Origin of the sequence: uncultured Tessaracoccus sp., assembly GCF_947286155.1 — a bacterium.
GTDB lineage: Bacteria > Actinomycetota > Actinomycetes > Propionibacteriales > Propionibacteriaceae > Arachnia.
Map to the genome: position 1 here is coordinate 14361 of NZ_CAMYPD010000026.1, position 24350 is coordinate 38710.

A 24350-nucleotide genomic window follows, 5' to 3' on the forward strand; every position below is an offset into this window, starting at 1 on the left:
GGGAGCGCGAGTAGGAACTTTAGCAGCCCTCTCGCCGGCCAACCAAATCAGGCATCTGACACATGATCCGCGACTGAGCCGCACAGGTTACAGGTGCCTGGAGGAGTGCCAGAGGCAGGTGACACATGTTCCGCTCAGTTGCCGCACAGGTTGCACCTGCTTGGGCGGGGAAACACGGCCGTACGGGGGCTGGGCGGCGGGCCAGGAGGCGCGGGTCAGGACGCGGCGGGGCGGAGGGCGTTAGGGCCGCCGGAGATGTCGTCGAGGGCGGAGACGATGGGGGCGACGAGTTGCTTGCCGTCGACGTCCATGAGCTCCTCGAGCTGATCGACCGTGCGCGGCCCGATGAGTGCCGACGCCACCTGCGGCGCGTCGCGAACCCACAGCAGGGCGACTTGGGCCGGCGTGAGGCCGAGCCCTTGCGCAGCGTGCGCGACCGCGTCGCAAATCGCCAGCGACCGCGGCTGCAGATAGGGCTCCAGGAACCAGGAGAAATGCTGCGATGCGGCACGGGAATCGCGAGGCACACGCCCGCCCCGATACTTGCCTGTGAGCGCACCACGCCCCAGGGCGCTCCACGCCAGCACGCCGAGCCCGTGATGGTGCGCCGCACCGACGACCTCCACCTCAGCGCGACGAGCAAGCAGCGAATACTCCACCTGCACGCTACTAATCCGCGCCCGCCCCGGTACCGCGCTCTGCCACGTCGCGGCGGTTGCGGTTTGCCACCCGACGAAGTTTGAGACGCCCGCGTACCTCGCCATACCGCTGCTCACCGCGGCATCGAGGGCGGCGAGTGTCTCGTCGAGGGGAGCCTCGCCCCACGCGTGCACCTGCCACAGATCCACGTACGAGGTGCCGAGCCTGCGCAGCGACTTGGCGAGGTCATCGAGCAGCGCGCCGCGCGAGGTGTCGATCACCCGCGTCCCGTCTCGCACCACGAACCCGGCCTTCGTCGCGATCACCAACGACTCTCTCGGCAAGCCGCGGGAGAGCGTCGCGCCAATCATCTTCTCCGCCGCTCCGGCCCCGTACGCAGGTGCCGTGTCGACGAGGGAGCCCCCGCGCTCGACAAACGACTCAAGGAGATGCCGCCCGACGGTAGCGTCGACATCGCGACCCCACGCCATCGTGCCCAACCCGACGGGGGACACGCGCAGCCCGGAGGTTCCCAGAGGTCGTTGTTCCATGCGGTTCAGCCTATGCCGTAGCGGACTCAGGCAGTGAGCACCCCACCGAGCAACAGCGCAGCGACGACGGCCGCGAGCCCGAGTCGGTACCAGACGAAGACCTTGAACGAGTGCGTCGAGATGTAGCGCAGCAGCCAAGCGATCACCGCGTAACCTACGGCGAACGCGATGAGCGTGGCGACGACCGTCGGCCCCCAGCTGACCGCACCGTCGGAGCCGATGTCCTTCAGCTTGTACAAGCCCGAGCCGAACACAGCCGGCAGCGCCAGCAGGAACGCGTACCGGGCCGAGGCTTCGCGGCTGTACCCGAGGAACAGGCCGCCGGAAATCGTCGCGCCCGAGCGAGACACGCCGGGGATCAGCGCGGCAGCTTGGAAGAAGCCGAGCGCCACGCCGTGCCCCCAGGTGAGTTTGTCGAGGTCGCGGTGGTTTTGGGCGCCGTGGCGGTCGGCGATGGCGAGCACGATGGCGACGGTGGCGAGCATCGCCACGGTCACCCACAGGTTCCGCAGGCCCGAATCGATGGCGTCTTCCAGCAGCAGCCCCAGCACGACGATGGGAATCGACCCGATGATCACCAGCCACCCGATGCGCACGTCGGGGTCGTTGCGGTCGTGCTTGCCGACGAGCGCGAGACACCACCGGTGGATGATCCGCGTGATGTCCTTCCAGAAGTAGACGAGTACGGCGGCCTCGGTGCCCAGCTGGGTGACGGCGGTGAATGCGGCGCCGGGGTCACGTCCGTCGAACAGCAGTTGCCCGACGATGGACACGTGGGCGCTCGATGAGATGGGCAGAAACTCGGTGAGTCCCTGCACGAGTCCCAAAATGATACCTTCAAACCAAGTCACGAGTTCGCCTTTCCGTCCCGTATATCTCGCAGCGACGCACAGAATACGCCTGCGTCCCGCCCAAACGTAGTAGGCGGAACCGGGTAGCGTGTTGGCATGACCATCCTGATTCTCGCGCGACATGGGCGTTCGACGGCAAATGCAGCGGGTATTCTGGCTGGCCGCATGCCCGGGGTGACGCTCGACGACGCAGGCCGCGCCCAAGCGGAAGCACTCGAGCCGGCACTGAAGCAGGCGCAGGCCGCGTACTCGTCGCCGATGGAACGCTGCCGCCAAACGGCCGCCTGGGCAGGGTACCCCGACGCGGTCGTCGAGCACGGGTTGAACGAATGCGACTACGGAAGCTGGTCAGGCACGAATCTGGAAACCCTCGCGCACGAGGAGCTCTGGTCGGACATCCAGCTGCATCCCACCGCTGTCGCGTTCCCCGCTGGGGAGAGCATGCTCGCGATGCAGGAACGCTGTCTCGCAGCCGTGCGGGGCATCGTCGAGCGCCACCCGGGAGAGATCGTTGCGGTATTCAGCCACGGCGACCCCATCAAGGTGATCCTGGCAGACGCGCTCGCCATGGATTTCGACGAGTTCCAGCGCATCGACGTGCCTCCCGGCTCGCTCAGCATCATCGACTACACAGGAACCAAGCCGCTGGTGCGGCTCATTGGCGGAACCCCCGACAGCGTGGGCACGCTCACGCCTCGCGGACACACCGTCGGCGGCAGCACGAACGCGTAGGCTAGAACCATGCTCATGGAATTTCGCCACCCCGATCGCTGCGTCGTGGGCACCGTGGGCGAGCCCGGCAACCGTCTCTTCCTCATCCAGGTATCGCAAGGCAGTCAGATCGCCGCGGTGGCCCTCGAGAAAGAGCAGGCGCAGCTGCTGGGCCGACGCATTACTGAGATCCTTGACCAGCTCGTCGCGCTCGGCGAACCCATCCCCGAAGCCTTCGAGCCACGCGACATGGGGCCCCTCGACGCGCCCGTGGATGTCGACTTCCGAGCCGGCGCCATCGGACTCGCGTGGGACGCAGGCCGGATGTCCGCACAGATCGAGCTGTTCCCCGTCGAGGAAGACCTCGAGGGTGAGGGTACCCTCGTGCAGATCTGGCTCACCCCCGGCAAGGCCAGAGAATTCGCCGGCCGGGCCGAGAAGATCGTCGCATCGGGCCGCCCATCATGCCCCATCTGCGCCCAGCCGCTCGGGCCCGAGGGACACATCTGCCCGCGCTCTAACGGCTATCGCCGCGAGCTATTCCAGTGAGCAGCCTGCGCATCCTCGGTCGCCTGCTCGGCGCCTCGAACCACACCTTCCTGGCGGAAGACGCGTCGGGAGATCGATGGGTGTACAAGCCCTACGCAGGCGAGCAGCCGCTGTGGGATTTTCCTGACGGTCCACTCGGGCGCCGCGAAGTGGCGGCGTATGCGCTGTCCGAGCACCTCGGCTTAGGGCTCGTGCCCGAGACGGTCTGGGGCGAAGGTGAGCTTGGCGAGGGCTCACTGCAGCGTTTCATCGACGGCGAGCTCACCGAGACCGTCGACGTCATCCCCGTCGACGAGCTCACGGACGCGTGGCTGCCCATCGCGGCGGGGGAGGACGGTCAGGGCGGCCAGGTGGTGCTCGTGCATCGCGACGACGAACGCCTCCGCCAGATGGCTCTCTTCGACGTGCTCTGCAACAACTCCGACCGTAAAGCCGGCCACCTCATCGAGTCGAAGGGCCGCATCCTCGGCGTCGACCACGGGGTGACGTTCCACGTCGACGACAAACTCCGCACCGTCTTGTGGGGTTTCGCAGGCTCACCGCTGACGAAGGCCGAGCTCACGGTCGCGGCTGCCGTGCAAGCCATCAGCGAGCCACTGGCTGACGGCCTGCTCGACGAGGAGTGGGAAGCGCTCCGGGATCGCGCCGCCAGGCTCTGTGCCGCCGGCGTCTTTCCGCAGCCGGGCACGAAGTGGCCTGCCATACCCTGGCCGCCCTTCTAAAGCGTCGGCCGTGGGCATCCGACGGTGCCTTGCGCCGGCTGGGGTAGATTGGTGGCCATGTATTCGTGGGCCCACGTCAACGTGCCAACCTTGCAGCCTTCCGAAGGCGTTTCGAACCAGTTGAGCCTCTTCGACGTCTCCACCAATCAAGTGATCCCGGTCGGTCCGGCCGAAGGTGTGGCGCGCATGTACGTGTGCGGCATCACACCCTACGACGCCACGCATCTGGGGCACGCGGCCACCTATCTCACGTTCGACCTTGTCGGGCGCGTGTGGCGCGACCTCGGCGTCGAGGTGAACTACACGCAGAACGTCACCGACGTCGACGATCCGCTGCTCGAGCGCGCCGCGCAGACTGGCCAAGATTGGGACGAACTCGCCGCCGACCAGATCGAGCTATTCCGCACCGACATGGAGGCGCTGCGCATCGTGCCGCCGTCGCACTACATCGGAGCCGTGGAGTCGATTAGCCTCGTCGTCGACGTCATCGACCGGCTCGCGGAATCGGGGCTCGTGTACCAGATCGACGATCCCGAGCACCCGGACTGGTACTTCCGCACCGCTGCCGTGGCGGGCTTCGGCGAAGTGAGCGGGCTCGACGAAGCCGACATGATCTCGCTGTTTCGGGAGAATGGAGGCGACCCGGATCGCCCCGGCAAGCAGCACCCCCTCGATTCGTTGCTGTGGCGATTCGCCCGCGACGGTGAACCCGCCTGGGAGTCTGCCCTCGGCGCAGGGCGCCCGGGGTGGCACGTCGAGTGTGTCGCCATCGCGCTGGAGTACCTGGGCGCGCATTTCGATCTGCAAGGCGGCGGCCGCGACCTTGCATTCCCGCACCACGAAATGTGTGCCGCCCAGGCGCGCGCCCTCACCGGAGAGCGCATGGCTGGAGCTTTCGTCCACGCCGGGCTCGTCGGGCTCGACGGTGAGAAGATGAGCAAATCGAAGGGCAATCTGGAACTCGTCTCGCGCCTGCGCAAGGCTGGCGCCGACCCCATGGCGATCCGCCTCGCCCTGCTCAATAATCACTACCGCTCCGACTGGGAATGGACGCCCCAGCTGCTCGACGAGGCCACCGCCCGCCTGGAGCGTTGGCGCAGCGTGCTCAACGACCGCACGGCTGTCCCCGCTGCCGACACGATCGCAGCCATGCGTACCGCGCTGCGCAATGATCTCGACGCCCCGGCCGCCATCGCTGCCGTCGACGCCTGGGTTGCGGCTTCCGCGGCCGTCGACTCCGACGACACCGATGCCATCCAGCAGATGACAACCGCGATCGACGCTCTGCTCGGCGTCGCGCTGTGAGGAACGCTATGAAGTCGTTTGAATCGTTGTTTGAAGAATTGACGCACACCGCCGAGACGCGCCCGGAGGGCTCCGGCACCGTCGCTCGCCTCGACGCGGGAGTACATGCCATCGGGAAGAAGATCGTTGAAGAGGCTGCCGAGGTATGGATGGCCGCTGAATACGAAACGCGTGAGGAAGCGGCCGAAGAAATCAGCCAGCTCATCTACCACTGCCAAGTGATGATGCTGGCCCTTGGGCTGAGCCTCGACGACGTGTACCGCTACCTCTGACCATCACGAAAGGCTGACCGCAGGTGACTGAACCGCTGCTCAAAGTGGCGGTCCCGAACAAGGGATCGTTGTCCGAACACGCGCGCACGATGCTGCTGAGTGCCGGCTATCGCCAGCGCAGCGACTCGAAAGAACTCACCCTCGTCGACCCGGATCACAACGTCGAGTTCTACTACCTTCGCCCCCGCGACATCGCGATCTATGTTGGGCGCGGCGACCTCGACGTCGGTATCACCGGGCGCGACATGCTGCTCGATTCCAACGCCGCCGCGACGGAGATCATGGGCCTCGGGTTCGGCGCCTCGAAGTTCCGGTTCGCCGCGCCGGCATCGTCGGGCATCGACGAGACCAAGCTCGATGGCAAGCGCATCGCGACGAGCTACGCCGGCCTGCTCGGCAACTTCCTGGCCGAGCGAGGCGTGCAGGCGGAGATCGTCGAGCTGGACGGCGCGGTGGAGTCTGCCATCCGCCTTGGCGTAGCCGACGTGGTGGCCGACGTCGTCGACACCGGAACCACGCTTCGCAAGGCGGGTCTGAGCCTGTTCGGCGACCCGATCTGCACTTCCGAGGCCGTGCTCATCGAGCGCAACGGCAACGAGGTTAACCATTCGGCGGTCGAGGCGCTGATCACCCGTCTGCGTTCGGTGATGGTGGCGCAGAACTACTGCATGATGGACTACAACGTCGCAGCCGATGCTCTCGACGCGACGCTTGCGCTCGCCCCCGGCGTCGACGGTCCGACGGTGAGCTCGCTCGCCAAGGATGGTTGGTACGCGGTCCGCGCGCTCGTGCCGCGCAAGGGCGTGCACTTGCTCATGGACAAGCTGTACGAGGCCGGCGCACGCGGCATCCTGCTCACCGAATTGGTTGCGTGTCGCCTGTGACCAACGAACAGTCCATGCCGCAGCCCCAGCCGTCGGACCACCACGATGAGGGGAGCGGCGAGCCCAAGAGCCTCAGCTACGTGAGCGTCCCCGCGCTACTCACGGCGATCATTTTGTCGATGGTGCTGCTGAGTGGTGCGCTGTACTTCTGGTGGGTGCTCGGGCCGAATGTGCGGGCGCAGGTGTCGACACTCCAGCTGGCCACGTTGATGTTCTTCCTCATCGTGATGCTCGCGATGATGTTGGGCATCGGCTATTCACATCTGTGGGCGGGCGACGGTCAGGTCGTCGTTCGTAATGGGCCGTTCATCAAGCACTATCCCATCGATCAGATTGCCGGCCTCCGGCTGCGTAAGGGCGACCCATGGGCATACCTGCTTGTCAAAGACGAGACCACCGAGACGGGCTACCGTCGACGTGCCACGCTCGCCATCCAGTCGTTGGAAGGTGAGGGTGCGCAGCGGAAGGTGCGGGCGCTTCGTCGCTGGCTGAAAGCCAATGGCGCGACGAGCGGCGATCTGCGGCCCAGTGAAGACGACGCCCCGCGCTGAGTGGCGCTACATGATGCCGCGCTGTTTCAGCAGCTCCTCGATCTCCCTATCTTCGTCGGTGAGCCCGTCCTTGCCAGGCTTCCCTGCGGGCGCCGCGGGCTTCCCCGCCCCCGCAGCGGTGGGGCGTTTCGTGTTTCCGACGGCGGGTTGAGCCCCTGCGACAGGACGGCGCCCGGCCTGGGGTTGAGGCTGTGCAGCAGCCTTGGCCTTCGGTTCCTTCGGGAGGAACAGCGCGACGATGGCGAGCAGCAGGCCGCCCCCGGCGAGGCCGGCACCCACCGACATGGTTGTGCCCCACTCAACCCGCTCCACCCAATGCACGATGCTCATCACGCCGTTCACCGCCAGATCAACGATGCCCAGGAAAAACAGTCCGAGCGGAATCAACGCATAGCCGACGGCGCCTACCAGCGGGCGGGCCCGTCGGCTGTGGGCCCAGAAGCCGACGCCGAGGGCGATGGCGAGAATCATGAGGATGATGGTGACCAGCAGGCTCGTGCTCATGTATTCAGTCTCTCACAGCGACGGTGAACCCCGCGGGTTGTGCACCTCGCCGCACTACAGTGGTTGGCATGAGTGAGCTCGCGAACCCGAACGCCCGCTTCGCCGACGACCACGGCGAAGCGGACCCGATCACGCGCCAGGCCATCGCACGGGTTGACGACCAAATGTCGTACATCCGGGCGCTCGTCGCGCTGTGCTCGAGCCGGTTGCTCATGCCCATTGTCGCTACGGGCGACGAAACCGGCGAGCCAGATCCGAATCGTCGCGCCGAGATGTCGGCGGTCAAACTCGTGAACGAGCATGGTGAATTCCTGCTTGCGTTCACTGGCCTGGATTCGATGCAGCTGTGGAACGCTGACGCTCGGCCCGTCCCGTGTACGCTCGACGAACTGTGCGCCACCGTGCAGGAATCCGGGGCCAACCAGCTGCTCATCGACGTCGCAGGCCCGGCATCGTTGGTCGTCGCCGGCGAGGCGCTCAATCTGCTGGCACAAGGGTACGCCGTCGCCGAGTTCGAGGGCGAGGAGTTCGCCTGGGTGCGATACGAACGTGAGTCCGCCTTGTCGGAAGAGGATGCGCAACGAGCAGAGCACATTTCCCAGCTCGAAGCCTCACTGGCCACGATGGAGCAGATCATTGACGAGGCTGAGCGCGCAGAACGCGAAGAGTCCGACGAGTAACGCTCGCCCTTGGTGGTGCCTGCTCGGCCCACCCCGCGGTGCCGGCGCAACGCGTTTTGGTGGTGGGGGTGCCGTCGGGTAACATTGGTCGAGCAATTTGATCACCCAACAGGGTCGATCCGTTCAAGTGGAGGCCACTCCCACCCGCGAACTGCTTAGGCGGCCGGGTTCACACGCGACGCGGTCGCGTCGGCCTTCGCATGCGCGGGGGCCTTTTTGGTTGATCGCCAACTTTGTACCCAGGAGGCGTCATCAGCACTGAACCGCGGATCAACGATCGCATTCGAGTTCCCGAAGTCCGACTCGTCGGCCCCAAAGGCGAGCAAGTCGGCATCGTCCGGGTCGAGGATGCTCTGCGTCTTGCGCAGGAGAGCGAGCTCGATCTCGTCGAGGTGGCGCCGCAAGCGCGCCCACCCGTCGCGAAGCTCATGGACTACGGCAAGTACAAGTACGAAGCCGCCCAGAAAGTGCGCGACGCACGCCGCAACCAGTCGAATGTCTCCACCAAAGAGATGAAGCTGCGTCTCAAGATCGACAACCACGATTACGAGACGAAGAAGGGCCACGTCGTCCGATTCCTCAAGGGCGGCGACAAGGTCAAGATCACCATCATGTTCCGTGGCCGCGAGCAGTCTCGCCCCGAGCTTGGCATCCAGCTCTTGCAGCGCCTCGCCGATGACGTCGCCGAATTCGGTTTCGTTGAGTCGGCGCCCAAGCAGGATGGCCGCAACATGCTCATGGTGCTTGGCCCCACGAAGAAGAAGAGCGACGCCAAGGTCGACCGCGACCGGGATCGCACGCGACGCATGGAACAGCGCAAAGAGAACGCCGCTGCCGACAAGGCCGCAGAAGCAGAGATGCGCGCCAAGGCCGCAGCCACCAAGCCCACGAAGAAGAAGCGCGGCCCTGCAGACAACATGGACCCGGACATCGACCTCTGACGAGGCGTGTCCCTGAATTTCCCACTACAGAAAGTGAGCACGTCATGCCGAAAATGAAGACGCACTCCGGCGCCAAGAAGCGCTTCAAGACCACCGGGACGGGCAAACTTATGCGCCGCCAGGCCAACCTTGGCCACCTCAATGAGCACAAGACTTCGCGACGCATCCGCCGCCTGAGCGGCAACGTTGCGGTTGTCGACGTTGAGGCCAAGAAGGCCCGCAAGCTGCTCGGCAAGCACAAGGGCCGCTAAGCGTCCGCCCCATCCCACCCACCTAGTTCTTATTCCAAGGAGTCACCATGGCACGCGTGAAGCGTTCTGTTAACGCCAAGAAGAAGCGTCGCGAGATTCTCGAGCAGGCATCGGGTTACCGTGGCCAGCGCTCGCGGCTGTACCGCAAGGCGAAGGAGCAGATTCTCCACTCCGCCACTTACAGCTACCGCGACCGCCGCGCCAAGAAGGGCGACTTCCGGTCGCTGTGGATTCAGCGCATCAACGCTGGCTGCCGCGCCGAGGGTATGACCTACAACCGCTTCATCAGCGGTTTGAAGAACGCCGGCGTCGAGGTGGATCGCAAGATCCTGGCCGATCTGGCTGTGAACGACGTCGCGGCGTTTAACCAGCTCGTCGCGGTCGCGAAGGAGCATCAGGCCACCGCCGCCTGATTCCGCAGTGCGCCACGAACCGGACGCCGCGCTCCCGGTCGGGGTGTTGCGTTCGGTTCGTCGCTTGACGCAGCGCCGCGGTCGAGACGTCGCGGGAAAATTCCTCGTCGAAGGTAGACAAGCGGTGCGCGAAGCACTCGCTGCAGGCAACCTCGTCGACGAGGTGATCGTCGACGAGATCGGCAAGCATGTTGATCTGCTCGCCGGCTTCGACGGGCAGGTGTGGCAGGCCTCCGAGCAGGCCATGCGTCAGATCTCTGACACGGTGACCCCGCAGGGCGTCATCGCAGTGTGCCGCCAGCTCAACTTCGGGCTGGACGCGCTGGCGGACGCCAAGCTTGTGGTGATCTGCGCCCAGGTGCGTGACCCAGGCAACGCCGGCACTGTTATCCGCTGCGCCGACGCCTTCGGTGCCGACGCGGTCATCCTCACGACGGGATCCGTCGATGTGTATAACCCGAAGGTGGTGCGCTCGACGGTGGGCAGCCTCTTCCACATGCCTATCATCACCGGCATGGAGTTGAAGGCGGCCGTCGAGACGGTGCACGGCCTCGGTATGCAGGTGCTGGCAGCCGACGGCGATGGCGCACCGCTTGATTTGAAACAACAGCGCGGCGAGCTCACCCGCCCGACCGCGTGGATCATGGGCAACGAGGCGTGGGGGCTCCCCAACGCCGACCGGGCCTTGGCTGACGAAGTCGTCGCTGTTCCCATGTGGGGCGGCGCAGAAAGCCTCAACCTATCCAGCGCTGCAGCGGTGTGCCTGTACGCCACCGCCTCCGCGCAGCGCAGAAGCAGGGAAGGAGTCCCCCATGAGCGGGCCGAATGACAACTATGACCCGAAGCAGGTCGCCGCACTGGCTCCGGAAGTGATCGAGGGATACGTTGCCGACGCGCTCCTCGCCATCGACGAGGCTTCCTCGAGTGAGGAATTGAAGCAGGTTCGACTCGCGCACGCGGGCGACCGTTCCCCGTTGGCGCTGGCGAACCGTGAGATTGGGGCGCTGCCTCCCGCAGCACGGAAGGATGCCGGCAAGCGCGTCGGGCAGGCCAGGGGGCAAGTGAATCAAGCCCTCGGGGCTCGCCAGGAGGCTCTGGCGCAGGAAGAACTCGCGACGGCGCTCGTCGAGGAGCGCGTTGACATGACGCTGCCGGTCGAGATCGTTCCGCGCGGCGCCATCCATCCGGTGACCGCCATCATCGACCAGATGGTTGACGTCTTCGTCGCGCTCGGCTACGAGGTGGCAGAAGGCCCCGAGGCGGAAACGGAGTGGTACAACTTCGACGCGCTCAACCTGCCGCCTGACCACCCCGCCCGCGGCGAACAGGACACCCTGTGGATTGAGCCGCGCTCCGACGCGAAGCTGCTGCGCACGCAGACCTCTCCGGTGCAGGTTCGCGAACTGCTCACGAGAGATCTGCCGCTCTACATCGTGAGCCCTGGCAAGGTGTATCGCTCGGACGAATACGATGCCACGCACCTGCCCGTGTTCCACCAGCTGGAGGGGCTCGTCGTCGACAAAGGCATCTCGATGGCGCACCTCAGAGGAACGCTCGACCACTTCGCGAAAGCGATGTTCGGCGACGTCGAGACGCGCATGCGCCCCCACTTCTTCCCGTTCACGGAACCCTCGGCAGAAGTCGACCTTCAATGCTTCGTCTGCAAGGGCGAATCCGTCGGCAATCCCGATCATCCTTGTCGCACCTGCCGATCCGAAGGGTGGATCGAGTGGGGAGGCTGCGGCATCGTCAACCCGCGCGTGCTGCGCGCCTGCGGTATTGACGCCGACGAGTACTCCGGCTTCGCGTTCGGCATGGGCATCGAGCGCACGGTGATGTTCCGTAACGGCGCCCCAGACATTCGCGACTTCGTCGAAGGCGATGTTCGCTTCAGCCAATCTCTGCTCGGAGGTGCACGATGAAGGCCCCAGTTTCCTGGCTCCGTGAACTCGTTATGCTGCCGAACGACGCCAGCACCGAGGCGATCGCGGAGGTTTTCACCAAGCTCGGCCTCACCGTCGAGCGGGTGGAGCACGTCGGCTCTCCCGTTACCGGGCCGCTCGTCGTCGGACGGGTGCTCAGCATGACGGACGAGCCTCAGAAGAACGGCAAGACCATTCACTACTGCCGCGTCGACGTGGGGGAGGCCCACAACGATCCCGCCACCGACGAGTACCCGGCCTCGCGCGGCATCGTCTGCGGTGCACACAACTTCCAGGTGGGCGACCTCGTCGTGGTCTCCCTCCCTGGTGCCGTGCTGCCTGGCGATTTCCAGATCTCTGCCAGGAAGACCTACGGACACATCTCCGACGGCATGATCTGCGCCGAGGACGAGATCGGTCTCGGCGACGACCACGAGGGCATCATGGTGCTCTCACAAGGCAATCCAGGCGACGACGCCATCGAACTGTTGTGGAGCGCTGACGATGTGCTCGACATCGACGTCACGCCCGATCTCGGGCACTGCCTGTCGATGCGTGGGCTCGCTTGCGAAGCATCGGTGGCCTACGCGTTGCCCTACACCGACAAGTACCGCCAGGCGCCACCGGAGCAAGCCACTTCCGGCCACCCGGTGCAGCTCCACACCGAGCGATGCACCGCGTTCACGGCCCTCACCATCGAGGGTGTGAACCCGCAGGCCCCGTCGCCGAAGTTCATGGTCGACCGTCTGCGGGCATCGGGCGTGCGCGCCATCTCGCTCGCCGTCGACGTGACGAACTACGTCATGCTCGAATCCGGGCAGCCCCTGCACGCGTACGACGCTGACAAGCTCCAAGGCGCCATCACCGTACGCATGGCGAACGAGGGCGAGCAGGTCGTGACGCTCGACGGGCAGACCCGCCAGCTCGACACGGACGACATGCTCATCACTGACGAGTCGGGCCCCATCGGCCTGGCCGGCGTGATGGGTGGCGAGTCGACGGAGATCAGCGAGACGACGACGCGCATCGTCCTCGAAGCTGCTGCGTTCAATGCTGCTTCCGTGTCTCGCACCTTCCGTCGCCACGGGCTCATTTCAGAAGCCTCCAAGCGCTTCGAGCGCCACGTCGACCCGGCGGTGAACTACGCCGCCGCGCGACGCGCGGCCAAGCTCATCACCCAGTACGGTGGCGGCCAGGTGACGGGGGAGACCTTCGTCGGTGGTGTTCCCGCGCCGCGCGTGGTGAAACTGCGCGTCGGTCTGATCTCATCCGTCCTTGGCCTGGACGTCTCGGAATCCGACGCCGCTCGGTTGCTCTCGGCCTCTGGCATCGGCGTCACCGCCCTCGGCGACTCGCTCACCCTGGAGATCCCGAGCTGGCGCCATGACCTCGTCGAGCCGTACGACATCGTCGAGGAGCTCGGCACCAAGATCGGTTACGAACGCATCGGCAAGCGCCTCCCCGTGGCACCCTCGGGCGGCGGTCTCACGCCGAGGCAGCAGGCCCGTCGCGACGCAGTTCGCGCCGCCGCGCAGCTGGGCTTCACGCAGACGATGAGCCTGCCGTTCATGTCGGAAGACGACCTGGACCGTATGGGCATCGAACCCACCGACGTGCGTCGTCGCACCACGCGGTTGGCCAACCCGCTGTCCGACACCCAGCCGTTCCTGCGCACCTCGCTGTTGCCTGGGATGTTCCGCGTGCTGGCGAAGAATCTCTCCCGTTCCATCACCGATCTCGCGGTATTCGAGTTCGGCTCGGTGTTCCTCGACGTGGACACCCACGCGGCGCCGAAGCCCGACGTCACAGGTCGCCCATCGGACGATGAGATCGCTGCGTTGAACACCTCCTTGCCCAGCCAACCGGAACATCTGGCCGGTGTAGTTGCGGGCAAGTGGACCCCGGATGGCTGGGGCGGTGCAGGCGTCGACGCGGACTGGCGCCATGTCGTGGCGCTTGCGGACACCATAGCGGCGGCCGTCGGTGTGACGCTGCAGCGCACGCAGGTGGACGATGTCATGCCTTGGCATCCCGGGCGGGCTGCGGCATTGTTCGTGGGCGAGACGCTGCTCGGCTACGCCGGTGAGCTGCACCCGAGCGTCATCGCCGCATTCGAGCTTCCTGCGCGCACGTGTGCCGTCGAGATTGATCTCGGCAAGCTGCTCGACGCGGCCCCGCACGCTGGCAGGATAGGCGTCCTGCACGGCGCCCCGGTCGCGAAGGAAGACGTCGCTCTCATCGTTGATGCGGATGTGCCCGCGGCAGCGGTGCACGACGCATTGGTGGCAGGCGGTGGCGAACTGCTGGAATCGGTGCACCTGTTCGACGTGTACACCGGTGAGCAGATCGACGAGGGTAAGAAGTCCCTGGCCTTCGCGCTGCGCATTCGAGGTGAGAAGACGCTCAAGGACGCAGAAGCCGCGCAGGTTCGCCAAGCCGCGGTGGACGTCGCGGCTGAACGGTGCGGGGCGATACAACGCGCCTGAGCGCGAGGCGCCTGCGAGGCGTGAATCCGGGCGTCTGCGCGGGTCTCGCGTCGGCGTTTGGGTAGCATGGCGGCATGGTTGTGGAGCCGGCATGGCACTGACGAAGCGCGCTGTGGTTGAGGCGGCCGGCGCCATCCTTGACCAGTTCGGGTTGGCCGACCTCAGCATGCGCCGTGTTGCCGACGTGTTGGGTGTGCAACCTGGAGCCCTGTACTACCACGTCCCGAACAAGCAGTCTCTGCTCTCAGCGGTGGCTGACGAGATCCTCCACAAGGTGCCGACAGCCACGTCGCTCACGGCGTGGGCGCTCGGCTACCGCCAGGCGCTGTTGGCGCACCGCGACGCTGCCGAGTTAGTGCTGTCGAGCCGTGCCGTGGGGCTGGGGGAGGTGGATCCGACGGAATCCGTCCGGCATCTGCTGCCCGACGACATCGAACCTGCCGCTCTCGCCACCGTCGAACACTTCGTGCTGGGCTCGACCTTGCACGACCAAACCCGCGCACAGCTGGCCGCGCTGGGTGTACTCAGCGAGTTCGACGCCGATGAAGCAGAGCACATCTTCGCGGAAGGAATCGCCATCCTGGAGCGAGGCATTGGAATAACTATTAGTGATATGGCATAGTTATCTGCATGACGTACAACGTTGCTGTGGCTGGATGCACGGGCTACGCGGGCGGTGAATTGCTCCGGCTCCTGCTGGCACACCCCGAAGTCAAGATTGGTGCCCTGACGGGGCATTCGTCGGCTGGCGACAAACTCGGTGCGCACCAGCCGCACCTCAGCCCGCTCGTGGATCGCGTAGTCGAACCGACGAACGCCGACACCCTCGCGGGCCACGACGTCGTGTTCTTCGCATTGCCACACGGAGAATCGGCAGCCATCGCAGCACAGCTGGGCGACGACGCACTCCTGATCGACTGCGGGGCCGACTACCGACTTCGCGACGCTGACGCCTGGACGCAGTTCTACGGCTCTGAGCACGCGGGCACCTGGCCGTACGGGCTGCCCGAACTCACCGGGCAACGAGCCGAACTCCGTGGCGCGCGCCGCGTCGCGGTGCCAGGGTGCTACCCAACGGCCACCACGCTGGCGCTCATGCCCGCGGTGGCTGCCAACCTCGTAGACGCCTCGCAGATTGTCGTCGTTGCCGCATCCGGGCTGTCGGGTGCGGGCAAGGCTCCCAAACCACACCTCATCGGCGCCGAGACGATGGGTAACGCCACCTGCTACGGCGTGGGAGGCACGCATCGCCACACCCCCGAGATCACGCAGAACCTCGGGAGCCTCACCGAGCAGCACGTCGGTGTCAGCTTCACGCCGTTGCTCGTGCCGATGCCACGGGGAATCCTCGCCACCTGCAGCGCGCCCCTCGTCGGAGAGGCCGCCGACGTACGCGCCGCCTACCAGAAGCACTATGAAGACGAGCCGTTCGTCCATCTGCTGCCGGAGGGGCAGTGGCCTGCCACAGCCGCGGTGCTTGGCTCGAACAACGCGACGGTGCAGGTTGCCGTCGACCCCGCCGCTGGGCAGCTCATCGCTGTCGCCGCGATTGACAACCTGACCAAGGGCACCGCAGGCGGCGCCATCCAGTCCATGAACCTCGCACTAGGCCTGCCGGAAGCCACCGGCCTCAGCTCGATTGGAGTAGCACCGTGAGCATCACCACGCCGAAAGGATTTACCGCCTCGGGCATCGCGGCAGGCATCAAACCGAACGACGCTCGAGACCTGGCCGTCGTCGTCAACCACGGGCCACGCATGGCAGCCGCAGCGGTGTTCACCCGCAACCGCGTGCAGGCGGCCCCGGTGAAGTGGTCCCGCCACGCCGTTGCCGACGGGCAGATCCAAGCGGTCGTGCTGAACTCCGGTGGCGCGAACGCATGCACGGGGGCCGCCGGGTTGACGGACGCGGCGACCACCGCCGCCAAGGCCGCCGAACTGCTCACACTGCCCGCTGACAACGTCGCCGTGTGTTCCACCGGCCTCATCGGAGAGCGCCTGCCCATGACGAAACTGCTCGACGGCATCGGCACCGCTGTCGAGGCGCTCTCCGCCGACGGTGGGTCGGATGCTGCGCAAGCCATCATGACCACCGACACCGTGCCCAAAGAAGCCGTGGTGCATCGCGGCTCCTGGAGCGTGGGAGGCATTGCGAAGGGCGCTGGCATGCTCGCGCCCGAGCTCGCGACAATGCTCGTCGTCCTCACCACCGATGCCGACGTCGACCCGGCCATGCTGGACCACACGCTGCGCGAAGCGACTCGAACGACGTTTTCGCGCGCCGATTCCGATGGCTGCATGTCCACCAACGACACCGTGATCCTCCTCGCCTCCGGGGCCTCCGGAGTATCCCCATCGACGGCAGAGCTCACCGAAGCACTCCGCGAGGTGTCAGCAGACCTCGCGCGCCAGCTCATCAATGACGCGGAAGGTGCGAAGCACACCATTGCCGTCGAGGTAGAAGGAGCGGCAACCGAGAGCGACGCTGAGCTCGTCGGTAGAGAGATCGCGCGTTCGAACCTGTTCAAGTGCGCCGTGTTCGGCGAAGACCCAAACTGGGGGCGCGTGCTGAGCGCCATCGGTGTCACCGACGCGGCGTTCGACCCCGATCAGATCGACGTGAGCTTCAACGGGGTCATGGTCTGCCGCGCCGGCGAGATCGGCGACGACCGCAACCTCGTCGATCTCTCGGGCCGCGATGTACACGTGCTCGTCGACCTCCACGCAGGGCCCCACAGCGCCACGATCCGGACGAACGATCTCACCTACGACTACGTGAAAGAGAATGCGGAGTACTCGTCATGACGGTGGACATCGAAACGACCGTACGCAAGGCAGACACCCTCATCGAAGCACTGCCGTGGCTCGCGGAATACATCGGCGAGATCATGGTCATCAAGTACGGCGGCAACGCCATGCTCGACGACGAACGCAAGGCAGCCCTCGCCAAGGACATCGCGTTCCTCCGCATCGTCGGCGTGAAGCCGGTGGTGGTGCACGGGGGCGGCCCGCAGATCACATCGATGCTCGACCGTCTCGACGTGCACTCCGAGTTCAAGGGCGGTTTCCGCGTCACCACACCCGAGGCAATGGACGTGGTGCGCATGGTGCTGGTCGGGCAGGTAGGGCGTGAGCTCGTGAACCTCATCAACCAGCAGGGGCCATTCGCCGTCGGCATGTCCGGTGAGGACGGGCGCCTGTTCACCGCGACGCGCAGGACGACGACCGTCGAAGGCGAGGAAATCGACCTGGGGCTGGTGGGCGATATCGCCGAGGTAGACCCGTCGGGGCTCATCGACCTCATCGACGCCGGCAGGGTGCCCGTCGTCGCGTCGATCGCACCCGACGAACACGGCGTGGTGCACAACATCAACGGCGATACCGCTGCGGCCGCGCTCGCGGCGGCGATCGGGGCGAAACGCCTCGTCATGCTCACCAACGTCGCCGGCCTCTACGCAAACTACCCAGACCCCGACTCGCTCATTAGAGAGATCACCGCCGACGATGCCCGCGCGCTGTTGCCCACGCTCGAGACGGGCATGATTCCGAAGATCGAGGCGTGCCTGGCCGCGATCGATGGGGGCGTGAAGAGCGCCACCATCAACGACGGCACGCTGCCGCACGCTCTGCTGCTGGACATCTTTACCGAAGAAGGTGTGGGAACGATGGTGACACGATGAGCAACGACGCACTGCAACAGCGCTACGGCGCGGTGATGATGAACGCCTTCGGCACGCCGAAGCGCGTCTTCGAGCGCGGAGAAGGCGTCCACGTGTGGGATGCCGACGGGAAACAGTACACCGACCTGCTCTCGGGCCTCGCCGTGCTGGGGTTGGGGCATGCGCACCCGCGCATCACCGACGCGGTGACCGCGCAGCTGGGGCGCCTCGGGCACATCTCCAACCTCTTCGCATCGCAGCCACAGATTCGTTTGGCTGAACGGCTCGCAGCACACTTGGGTGACCCGTCGGCGAGAGTCTTTTTCTCGAACTCCGGCTCCGAAGCCAACGAAACCGCATTCAAACTCACCCGCCTGACCGGCCGAACCAAGATTGTCGCCATGCAAGGCGCCTTCCACGGACGCACTGCGGCGTCGCTCGCCATCACCGCGAATGAACGCTACCGGGCGCCGTTCGAGCCGCTCCCCGGCGACGTTGAATTCGTCGAGTACGGCAACGTCGCAGCACTGGAGAGCGCCGTCGACGACGCCACCGCTGCGGTGGTGCTCGAGGTCATCCAGGGCGAGAACGGCGTGGTGCCGGCGCCGGACGGATACGTTGCGGCCGCGCGACGCATCGCGGCTGAGCATGGGTCCTTGCTCTGGATTGACGAGATCCAAACCGGCATCGGACGTTGTGGGGCAATGTTTGCCCACCAAGCCGAGGGCGTCATGCCCGACATCGTGACGCTCGCGAAGGGCCTGGGCAACGGTTTCCCCATCGGTGCGTGTCTCGCGACGGGCGAGGCGGCCGGCTTCCTCCAGCCTGGTCTGCACGGCACGACGTTCGGCGGCAACCCCGTCGCGGCAGCCGCAGGCAACGCTGTGCTCGACGTGCTCGAGGAGGGCTTGCTGGATGCGTCGCGCTGCACGGGGGATTGGCTCTCCGATGCCCTGCGTGCGCTGCAACACCCCGACATCGTCGAGGTACGTGGCCGAGGCATGCTGTGGGGCATCGCGCTTGCCCGCGACGTGGCACCCGCCATCGCTGACGCCGCCTTGGACGCGGGATTCATCATCAATGCGCCGCGCCCGAACGTGCTGCGGATTGCTCCGCCGCTCATCGCCACGCAGAGCGACCTCCAGGCCTTTGTCGACGTCTTGCCTTCCCTGTTGGAGCGCGCATGAACGATGCGTCGCGCGCCGGCCGTCAAGCGATCTTGCGCCAAATCATTACCGAAGGCCGGTTCACCTCGCAGGCAGAACTCGTCGATGCGTTGGACGCTCAGGGCATCGTAGCGAGCCAATCCACGCTATCCAAGGACCTCCACGCCATCGGCGCTGTTCGGCAGCGCACCTCCGGGGGTGCGCTGGCGTACGTGCTGCACGAGCAGCTGCACGGTGCAGAGGTGAAACTCGCCCAACTGTGCGCGGAGCTCGTGCAAACGCAGCGCTCGGCGCTCAACCAGATCGTGCTGCGCACGCCGCCTGGTGCCGCGCAGTACTTCGGGTCGGCCTTGGACCAAGCCGGACTTCCGGGCGTGGTCGGCACGATTGCGGGCGACGACACGGTGCTCGTGATTACGGAGTCCGAGCAAGCAGCAGGCGTCTTGATGGCGCGGCTGAATACTATGACCATGACTGGACGACCGATGGAGGAATCGTGACTGAGGGAAAGCTGTGGGGCGGACGTTTCGACGGTGGCCCCAGCGAGGCGATGTTCGCGCTCAGCAAATCAACCCAGTTCGATTGGCGGCTTGCCCTGCACGACATCGCCGGCTCGCGGGCGCACGCTAAGGCGCTGCACGCAGCTGGCTACCTCGACGATCAGCAGGCCGCAGATATGGATGCCGGCCTCGCGCGGTTGGCCGAGCAGGTGCGCACTGGAGCGTTCGTGCCAGCGCCAAGCGACGAGGACGTGCACGGCGCGTTGGAGCGTGGGCTGAAGGACATCGTCGGCGCCGACCTGGGTGGCAGGCTCCGCGCCGGCCGCTCGCGCAACGACCAGATCGCCACCCTCATCCGCTCCTACCTTCGGGAAGAGATCCGGCTCATCGCCCAGGATCTCGACGGTGTGCTCGCCGCCCTCGAGCAACAGGCGGAACGCTACTTGGGCGCCGTCATGCCGGGGCGCACCCATCTGCAGTCCGCGCAACCCATTCTGCTCAGCCACCACCTGCTCGCACACGCCTGGCCGTTGGTGCGAGACACCGAGCGTCTGCGCGACCTCGACGCCCGCCTCGCGATCAGCCCGTACGGGTCGGCGGCGCTGGCAGGCTCGTCGCTCGGGCTCGACCCTGGCCTCGTCGCCAAGGAGTTGGGATTTTCCTCGTCGGTGCAGAACTCCATCGACGGCACGGCCGCCCGCGACCTCACCGCGGAAGCGGCGTTCATCCTCGCCCAAATCGGCGTCGACCTGTCCCGTCTGAGCGAAGACGTCATCGTGTGGTGCACCGCAGAGTTCGGGTTCGCCACGCTGGACGACGCCTGGTCGACGGGGTCGTCGATCATGCCGCAGAAGAAGAATCCCGACGTGGCAGAGCTCGCTCGTGGCAAGTCGGGCCGCCTCATCGGTAACCTCGCGGGGCTCATGGCCACACTCAAGGGCATGCCGCTGGCCTACAACCGCGACCTGCAGGAGGACAAGGAGCCGATCTTCGACGGCATCGACCAGCTGCATGTGCTCATCCCGGCGGTCGCGGGCATGGTCGGCACCCTCACCTTCCATCCGGAGCGCATGGCCGAGGTAGCGCCGTTGGGCTTCTCGCTCGCCACCGACGTAGCCGACCACCTGGTGCGCCAGAAAGTGCCGTTCGCCGTCGCGCACGAGGTCGCCGGCGCCACGGTGCGCTTCTGCGAACGCAAGGGCATCACGCTCTCCGACCTCACCGAGGACGATCTTCCCCACATCTCGGAGCATCTCGACGATGGCGTCCTCGACGTGCTCACCGTCGAGGGATCTGTTGCAGCCCGGGACGGCCGCGGCGGCACCGCTCCAGCGCGGGTGAGGGAGCAGATCGCTGAGCTGCAGGAAGCGCGTTCGCGCCTTACAGCGTGGGCAACTGGCGCTCGAGAGGGGAGCACCCAGTAGGGTTCGGGGTATGAACTTGTTCGAGGATCTCAACTGGCGCGGGCTCGTCGCGCACTCCACCGACCCAGAAGCACTTTCGCAGCACCTGGCCGAAGGCCCCGTCAAGTTCTATGTAGGCTTCGATCCCACCGCTGCGAGCCTGCACATCGGGCACCTCATGCAGCTCCTCATGGCCAGAAGGCTGCAAGACGCGGGGCACGTTCCGCACTTGCTCGTCGGGGGAGCCACCGGCCTCATCGGCGATCCGAAGGCTTCCGGGGAACGCGTGATGAATGATGCCGAGGTCGTCGCGAGCTGGGTGGAGCAGATCCGTGAGCAGACTCGTCGGTTCGTCTCCTTCGAGGGCCAGAACGCTGCCGTGATGGTGAATAACCTCGATTGGACGAAAGACCTCTCGGCCATCGATTTCCTCCGTGACCTGGGCAAACACTTCCCGGTCAACCGGATGCTCGCCCGCGAGATCGTCGCGAGTCGCCTCGAATCAGGCATCAGCTACACGGAGTTCAGCTACGTGCTGCTGCAGTCGAATGACTTCCGCGAGTTGCACCGTCGCCACGGTGTGACGCTGCAGACCGGTGGCTCGGACCAGTGGGGCAACCTCGCCGCGGGCGTCGAGTTGCTTCGCCGCTCGGACCAAGCCAAGGTGCACGCGCTCGCAACGCCACTCATCACGAAAGCTGACGGCACCAAGTTTGGCAAGACCGAAGGCGGCGCAATCTGGATCGATCCGGAGCTCACGAGCCCGTATGCATTCCACCAGTTCTTCTTGAACGCCGAAGACGCGAAGGTGATCGAATACCTCAAGGTGTTCACTTTCCGCTCGCCGGAAGAGATCGCCGAACTGGAGCGTGCTACTGCCGAAGCGCCGTTCAAGCGCGAGGCGCAGAAAGCGCTTGCTGACGACATCACCGACTTCGTACACGGCGTCGAGCAGCGCAAGGCGGCGGTTACCGCTGCACAAGCCATCTTCGGCAGGGGCGAGCTGCAAGAACTCGACGACGCCACCCTCGACGGCGTCATGCGCGAGGTGGATGCTGCGCCGTTGCCCGAGCCGATGCCGTTCGTGGACGTCATGGTGCTGAGTGGGGTCGTCAAATCCAAGAGCGAAGCGCGACGCGCCGTGAATGAGGGCGGCGCGTACCTCAATAACGAGAAGGTGGCCGACGCCGACATGTTCGTCGACGCCAACCAGCTCCTGCACCGCCGCTATGGGGTAATCCGACGAGGTCGCAAGACCGTCGGCGGCGTAGTGCTCAGCTAGGCTTCGCCCCTACACTCACTGTGTTCGTTCGACGAGGCCCGCTGGCTTGTTCTTGGTCACAATCTCGCGGGTCCTCGACGCAGACTGCTTGAGCTCCCCAGCTGGCCCCTCGCCCTTCGCGAGCGCATCGGGGATGAGATAGACGCGTGCGGGATTGCCGCGTGAATGCCGGGTGATGTAGGTGGGCGCCCACTCAACCTGCTTGGCGGCGAACGATCCGTCCTGCTGCTCGGCGAGCGTGATCGTTGCCATGTACCCGTCGTAGGTCCAGGGTTTCGACGGGCCACTTTGCGCGATGAGGTTGCCGGAGCCGTAGAGCACCCACTTGTCGTTGACTTTGTCGATGGGTTGCACCACATGCGCGTGTTGTCCAAACACGAAGTCGACATACGGCGACGCTGTCACCGCCTCCGCAAACTCACGCTGCTGTGGGTCTGGGTTGTGCTGGTACTCCGTACCGGCGTGCACATGCACCGCGACGATGTCCGCCCCGGCTTCCTTGGCCGCCTTGGCATCCGCGACGGCTTTGTCAGCGTCGATGAGATCCACAGACCAATCCTTGCCCTTAGCCTTCGGGATGCCATTGAGCCCGAATGTTTGCGAGACGATACCCACCTTGACGCCCGACTCAGTGGTGTAGATCACAGGCTTCGAGGCCTCAGCCTCTGTCCGGTACGAGCCGGCCACCTGGATGCCTGCGGCTTCGTAATCGTCGACGGTGCGCACGAGCCCCTCCCAGCCTTGATCCATCGCGTGATTCGAGGCAGTGGTACACAGATCCCAGCCGAGCTTCTTCAACGTCGAGGCGATGGTCGGCGGAGCAGCGAATGTCGGGTAGCTGTGGTAGGGGCCGCCTTTGGGTGCGAAAGGCACTTCAGAGTGGCAGATCGCCAAGTCGGCGTCTTCGACGAACGGCTGCAGCGAAGCGAGCTGCGGCCCGAAATCCATACCCTCCTCAGCGCCTTCGGGAGCATCCAGTTTTGCCGACGCCCACAGCGTGTTGTGCCAGAGCAGATCACCAGACACATTGATGGTGACGCCGCGAAGCTCTCTAGTCGGCGACGGTGAGGGAGTCGAAGACGGGCGCGACGATGTATTCGGCCCAGCAGATTGAGTGGGCGATGCTGTTGGGATGACTGTGGCGGCGTCGGTTGCAGACCTGGCTGGCTCTGGAGGCGCCTCTGGAGAGGCGCAGGCCGCGAGACCGAAAGCCAGTAGAGGGGCAAGTAGTGGAGGGATACGTCGTGGCTGCATGGGGGAATCATAAAGAGATTCGAGGCACGGGCTGCGCTCGAGAGGGGAAGAATATGCCTCAGCTGAGCGCGATTTGGCGGTCCTCGAACTCATGTGTATAGTTTCTCGAGCTGCCTCGGTGAAACGGACGAAAGGCCGGACCAGGAAGCAATCCCAACACCAGCGTCGAAGCGGGCGAGTGTGCGTGCGAGTAGTACCCACTCAAGGTCCGCGGAAACCGGTGCGGCCCAAAATAAGCCGAGTTGACTCGGGTTAGAGAAGGGCGTAAGGTAAGGCAAGTTGCCTAACCAAGGGAACAAAAGATCAACACAACTCAACATTGTGAAGCTGCAAGTCGATTTGACTGCCGAAAGAAAGCTGAGTAGAGTGGCCACTCGCCGCAGATGCGACGAACAACTACAAACTCGGCTGGCCGCCAGGCTAGTAGCAGTGATCTCAACGAGATGCGCAAGCGCCAAGTTGACAGCAGCTAACAAACCGAGTAAAGTTGATCAAGCCGCTCAAAGCGGTATGCATCAGCCAAAACGATGGAAATCAGCCCGATTTGACAGGGTAGAAATCCAAAAGTAAGGTTGATCAAGTTGCCCCAAGTTGGAATGCCCACAGGCAAACCAATATGGGACGCAACCGAAACTTGAGAACTCAACAGCGTACTTAAAGTCAATGCCAAATAATAATGCACACGCAAGAAATTGCTAGTGCGTCCCGTCACATGATTATTCATGTAACGGTTCCTTTGATTAATTGATTAGATCCAGCAATGGATCCTGTCAGAATCATTTTTCTGTTGACGGTATATGGGATAAACACCTAAACCGACATTTTTTCAACGGAGAGTTTGATCCTGGCTCAGGA

General features: G+C 65.1%; 27 protein-coding genes. 22 read left to right on the forward strand and 5 right to left on the reverse strand.

What is annotated here, in order from left to right; genetic code table 11:
- Positions 1-215: 215 nt before the first annotated feature.
- Together Q0X68_RS07945 and Q0X68_RS07950 are read right to left on the reverse strand one after the other, a co-directional pair.
- Positions 216-1190, reverse strand: coding sequence for an aldo/keto reductase (locus Q0X68_RS07945; RefSeq protein WP_297749995.1), 975 nt, complete (start codon positions 1188-1190; stop codon positions 216-218).
- A 26-nt stretch (positions 1191-1216) separates the two neighbouring features.
- The gene (locus Q0X68_RS07950) at positions 1217-2041 is read right to left on the reverse strand and encodes an undecaprenyl-diphosphate phosphatase (protein ID WP_297749998.1); all 825 of its coding nucleotides are present in this window, start codon (positions 2039-2041) and stop codon (positions 1217-1219) included.
- A 96-nt stretch (positions 2042-2137) separates the two neighbouring features.
- On the opposite strand from Q0X68_RS07950, the gene Q0X68_RS07955 reads away from it, so the two are divergent.
- Genes Q0X68_RS07955 through Q0X68_RS07985 form a run of 7 tightly spaced genes read left to right on the forward strand, consistent with a single transcriptional unit; the run spans position 2138 to position 7035 of the window.
- Positions 2138-2773: an MSMEG_4193 family putative phosphomutase gene (locus Q0X68_RS07955; RefSeq protein ID WP_108871611.1), complete on the forward strand. Its 636-nt coding sequence runs from the start codon at positions 2138-2140 to the stop codon at positions 2771-2773.
- A gap of 9 nt (positions 2774-2782) precedes the next feature.
- Complete coding sequence (locus tag Q0X68_RS07960; RefSeq protein ID WP_297750005.1) at positions 2783-3301, forward strand: DUF3090 domain-containing protein; 519 nt, start codon at positions 2783-2785, stop codon at positions 3299-3301.
- The gene (locus Q0X68_RS07965; RefSeq protein WP_159087487.1) at positions 3298-4023 is read left to right on the forward strand and encodes an SCO1664 family protein; all 726 of its coding nucleotides are present in this window, start codon (positions 3298-3300) and stop codon (positions 4021-4023) included. The genes Q0X68_RS07960 and Q0X68_RS07965 overlap by 4 nt, the downstream gene beginning before the upstream one ends.
- A gap of 57 nt (positions 4024-4080) precedes the next feature.
- Positions 4081-5328: a cysteine--1-D-myo-inosityl 2-amino-2-deoxy-alpha-D-glucopyranoside ligase gene (gene mshC, locus Q0X68_RS07970; RefSeq protein ID WP_297750008.1), complete on the forward strand. Its 1248-nt coding sequence runs from the start codon at positions 4081-4083 to the stop codon at positions 5326-5328.
- Between the two features lie 8 nt (positions 5329-5336).
- Positions 5337-5600: a phosphoribosyl-ATP diphosphatase gene (locus Q0X68_RS07975; RefSeq protein WP_108871615.1), complete on the forward strand. Its 264-nt coding sequence runs from the start codon at positions 5337-5339 to the stop codon at positions 5598-5600.
- Between the two features lie 35 nt (positions 5601-5635).
- Positions 5636-6484 (forward strand): ATP phosphoribosyltransferase, encoded by an 849-nt coding sequence (gene hisG / locus Q0X68_RS07980; protein WP_297750062.1) that lies wholly within the window; start codon positions 5636-5638, stop codon positions 6482-6484.
- Positions 6481-7035, forward strand: coding sequence for a PH domain-containing protein (locus Q0X68_RS07985; protein ID WP_297750012.1), 555 nt, complete (start codon positions 6481-6483; stop codon positions 7033-7035). The genes hisG and Q0X68_RS07985 overlap by 4 nt, the downstream gene beginning before the upstream one ends.
- Positions 7036-7041: 6 nt before the next feature.
- Here Q0X68_RS07985 and Q0X68_RS07990 read toward each other — a convergent pair whose 3' ends face one another.
- Positions 7042-7539 (reverse strand): hypothetical protein, encoded by a 498-nt coding sequence (locus Q0X68_RS07990; protein WP_297750015.1) that lies wholly within the window; start codon positions 7537-7539, stop codon positions 7042-7044.
- A gap of 68 nt (positions 7540-7607) precedes the next feature.
- Here Q0X68_RS07990 and Q0X68_RS07995 point away from each other — a divergent pair, with 68 nt between their 5' ends.
- The 15 genes from Q0X68_RS07995 to tyrS all read left to right on the forward strand — a co-directional run bounded on the left by Q0X68_RS07995 (position 7608) and on the right by tyrS (position 22241).
- The gene (locus Q0X68_RS07995; RefSeq protein ID WP_297750018.1) at positions 7608-8219 is read left to right on the forward strand and encodes an SseB family protein; all 612 of its coding nucleotides are present in this window, start codon (positions 7608-7610) and stop codon (positions 8217-8219) included.
- Positions 8220-8452: 233 nt separating this feature from the next.
- A complete protein-coding gene (gene infC / locus Q0X68_RS08000; RefSeq protein WP_297750021.1) occupies positions 8453-9160 on the forward strand; it encodes a translation initiation factor IF-3 in 708 nt (235 codons plus the stop codon).
- Positions 9161-9204: 44 nt separating this feature from the next.
- Positions 9205-9411, forward strand: a complete 207-nt coding sequence (rpmI, locus tag Q0X68_RS08005; protein ID WP_108871620.1) for a 50S ribosomal protein L35 — start codon at positions 9205-9207, stop codon at positions 9409-9411.
- A 47-nt stretch (positions 9412-9458) separates the two neighbouring features.
- Positions 9459-9824 (forward strand): 50S ribosomal protein L20, encoded by a 366-nt coding sequence (gene rplT / locus Q0X68_RS08010; protein WP_297750024.1) that lies wholly within the window; start codon positions 9459-9461, stop codon positions 9822-9824.
- A 7-nt stretch (positions 9825-9831) separates the two neighbouring features.
- Positions 9832-10653: an RNA methyltransferase gene (locus Q0X68_RS08015; protein WP_297750027.1), complete on the forward strand. Its 822-nt coding sequence runs from the start codon at positions 9832-9834 to the stop codon at positions 10651-10653.
- The gene (pheS, locus tag Q0X68_RS08020) at positions 10637-11746 is read left to right on the forward strand and encodes a phenylalanine--tRNA ligase subunit alpha (RefSeq protein ID WP_297750030.1); all 1110 of its coding nucleotides are present in this window, start codon (positions 10637-10639) and stop codon (positions 11744-11746) included. The genes Q0X68_RS08015 and pheS overlap by 17 nt, the downstream gene beginning before the upstream one ends.
- Positions 11743-14232 (forward strand): phenylalanine--tRNA ligase subunit beta, encoded by a 2490-nt coding sequence (pheT, locus tag Q0X68_RS08025; protein WP_297750033.1) that lies wholly within the window; start codon positions 11743-11745, stop codon positions 14230-14232. Before pheS ends, pheT begins: the two co-directional genes overlap by 4 nt.
- A gap of 91 nt (positions 14233-14323) precedes the next feature.
- Positions 14324-14854, forward strand: coding sequence for a TetR family transcriptional regulator (locus Q0X68_RS08030; protein ID WP_297750035.1), 531 nt, complete (start codon positions 14324-14326; stop codon positions 14852-14854).
- Positions 14855-14862: 8 nt separating this feature from the next.
- Positions 14863-15888 (forward strand): N-acetyl-gamma-glutamyl-phosphate reductase, encoded by a 1026-nt coding sequence (argC, locus tag Q0X68_RS08035; protein WP_297750038.1) that lies wholly within the window; start codon positions 14863-14865, stop codon positions 15886-15888.
- Complete coding sequence (argJ, locus tag Q0X68_RS08040; protein WP_297750041.1) at positions 15885-17036, forward strand: bifunctional glutamate N-acetyltransferase/amino-acid acetyltransferase ArgJ; 1152 nt, start codon at positions 15885-15887, stop codon at positions 17034-17036. The genes argC and argJ overlap by 4 nt, the downstream gene beginning before the upstream one ends.
- Entirely contained in the window at positions 17033-17911 is an 879-nt protein-coding gene (argB, locus tag Q0X68_RS08045; protein WP_108871628.1) for an acetylglutamate kinase, read from the forward strand. The genes argJ and argB overlap by 4 nt, the downstream gene beginning before the upstream one ends.
- On the forward strand, positions 17908-19077 hold the full coding sequence (locus tag Q0X68_RS08050) for an acetylornithine transaminase (RefSeq protein ID WP_297750044.1): 1170 nt from the start codon (positions 17908-17910) through the stop codon (positions 19075-19077). The genes argB and Q0X68_RS08050 overlap by 4 nt, the downstream gene beginning before the upstream one ends.
- On the forward strand, positions 19074-19556 hold the full coding sequence (locus Q0X68_RS08055; RefSeq protein WP_297750048.1) for an arginine repressor: 483 nt from the start codon (positions 19074-19076) through the stop codon (positions 19554-19556). The genes Q0X68_RS08050 and Q0X68_RS08055 overlap by 4 nt, the downstream gene beginning before the upstream one ends.
- Positions 19553-20980 (forward strand): argininosuccinate lyase, encoded by a 1428-nt coding sequence (argH, locus tag Q0X68_RS08060; RefSeq protein ID WP_297750051.1) that lies wholly within the window; start codon positions 19553-19555, stop codon positions 20978-20980. The genes Q0X68_RS08055 and argH overlap by 4 nt, the downstream gene beginning before the upstream one ends.
- A 10-nt stretch (positions 20981-20990) precedes the next feature.
- On the forward strand, positions 20991-22241 hold the full coding sequence (gene tyrS, locus Q0X68_RS08065) for a tyrosine--tRNA ligase (protein ID WP_297750054.1): 1251 nt from the start codon (positions 20991-20993) through the stop codon (positions 22239-22241).
- Between the two features lie 15 nt (positions 22242-22256).
- Here tyrS and Q0X68_RS08070 read toward each other — a convergent pair whose 3' ends face one another.
- Positions 22257-23267, reverse strand: coding sequence for a CapA family protein (locus tag Q0X68_RS08070; protein WP_297750057.1), 1011 nt, complete (start codon positions 23265-23267; stop codon positions 22257-22259).
- Between the two features lie 697 nt (positions 23268-23964).
- On the reverse strand, positions 23965-24219 hold the full coding sequence (locus Q0X68_RS08075) for a hypothetical protein (RefSeq protein WP_297750060.1): 255 nt from the start codon (positions 24217-24219) through the stop codon (positions 23965-23967).
- Between the last annotated feature and the right edge of the window lie 131 nt (positions 24220-24350).

What these genes read in the sequence shown, in the direction of transcription:
- Q0X68_RS07945 (WP_297749995.1), bottom strand. Translation starts at nt 1,190, where the DNA reads ATGGAACAACGACCTCTGGGAACCTCCGGGCTGCGCGTGTCCCCCGTC.
- Q0X68_RS07955 (WP_108871611.1), top strand. Translation starts at nt 2,138, where the DNA reads ATGACCATCCTGATTCTCGCGCGACATGGGCGTTCGACGGCAAATGCA.
- Q0X68_RS07960 (WP_297750005.1), top strand. Translation starts at nt 2,783, where the DNA reads ATGCTCATGGAATTTCGCCACCCCGATCGCTGCGTCGTGGGCACCGTG.
- mshC (WP_297750008.1), top strand. Translation starts at nt 4,081, where the DNA reads ATGTATTCGTGGGCCCACGTCAACGTGCCAACCTTGCAGCCTTCCGAA.
- Q0X68_RS07975 (WP_108871615.1), top strand. Translation starts at nt 5,337, where the DNA reads ATGAAGTCGTTTGAATCGTTGTTTGAAGAATTGACGCACACCGCCGAG.
- Q0X68_RS07990 (WP_297750015.1), bottom strand. Translation starts at nt 7,539, where the DNA reads ATGAGCACGAGCCTGCTGGTCACCATCATCCTCATGATTCTCGCCATC.
- Q0X68_RS07995 (WP_297750018.1), top strand. Translation starts at nt 7,608, where the DNA reads ATGAGTGAGCTCGCGAACCCGAACGCCCGCTTCGCCGACGACCACGGC.
- rpmI (WP_108871620.1), top strand. Translation starts at nt 9,205, where the DNA reads ATGCCGAAAATGAAGACGCACTCCGGCGCCAAGAAGCGCTTCAAGACC.
- rplT (WP_297750024.1), top strand. Translation starts at nt 9,459, where the DNA reads ATGGCACGCGTGAAGCGTTCTGTTAACGCCAAGAAGAAGCGTCGCGAG.
- pheS (WP_297750030.1), top strand. Translation starts at nt 10,637, where the DNA reads ATGAGCGGGCCGAATGACAACTATGACCCGAAGCAGGTCGCCGCACTG.
- pheT (WP_297750033.1), top strand. Translation starts at nt 11,743, where the DNA reads ATGAAGGCCCCAGTTTCCTGGCTCCGTGAACTCGTTATGCTGCCGAAC.
- Q0X68_RS08030 (WP_297750035.1), top strand. Translation starts at nt 14,324, where the DNA reads ATGGCACTGACGAAGCGCGCTGTGGTTGAGGCGGCCGGCGCCATCCTT.
- argC (WP_297750038.1), top strand. Translation starts at nt 14,863, where the DNA reads ATGACGTACAACGTTGCTGTGGCTGGATGCACGGGCTACGCGGGCGGT.
- argB (WP_108871628.1), top strand. Translation starts at nt 17,033, where the DNA reads ATGACGGTGGACATCGAAACGACCGTACGCAAGGCAGACACCCTCATC.
- Q0X68_RS08050 (WP_297750044.1), top strand. Translation starts at nt 17,908, where the DNA reads ATGAGCAACGACGCACTGCAACAGCGCTACGGCGCGGTGATGATGAAC.
- Q0X68_RS08055 (WP_297750048.1), top strand. Translation starts at nt 19,074, where the DNA reads ATGAACGATGCGTCGCGCGCCGGCCGTCAAGCGATCTTGCGCCAAATC.
- tyrS (WP_297750054.1), top strand. Translation starts at nt 20,991, where the DNA reads ATGAACTTGTTCGAGGATCTCAACTGGCGCGGGCTCGTCGCGCACTCC.
- Q0X68_RS08075 (WP_297750060.1), bottom strand. Translation starts at nt 24,219, where the DNA reads ATGAATAATCATGTGACGGGACGCACTAGCAATTTCTTGCGTGTGCAT.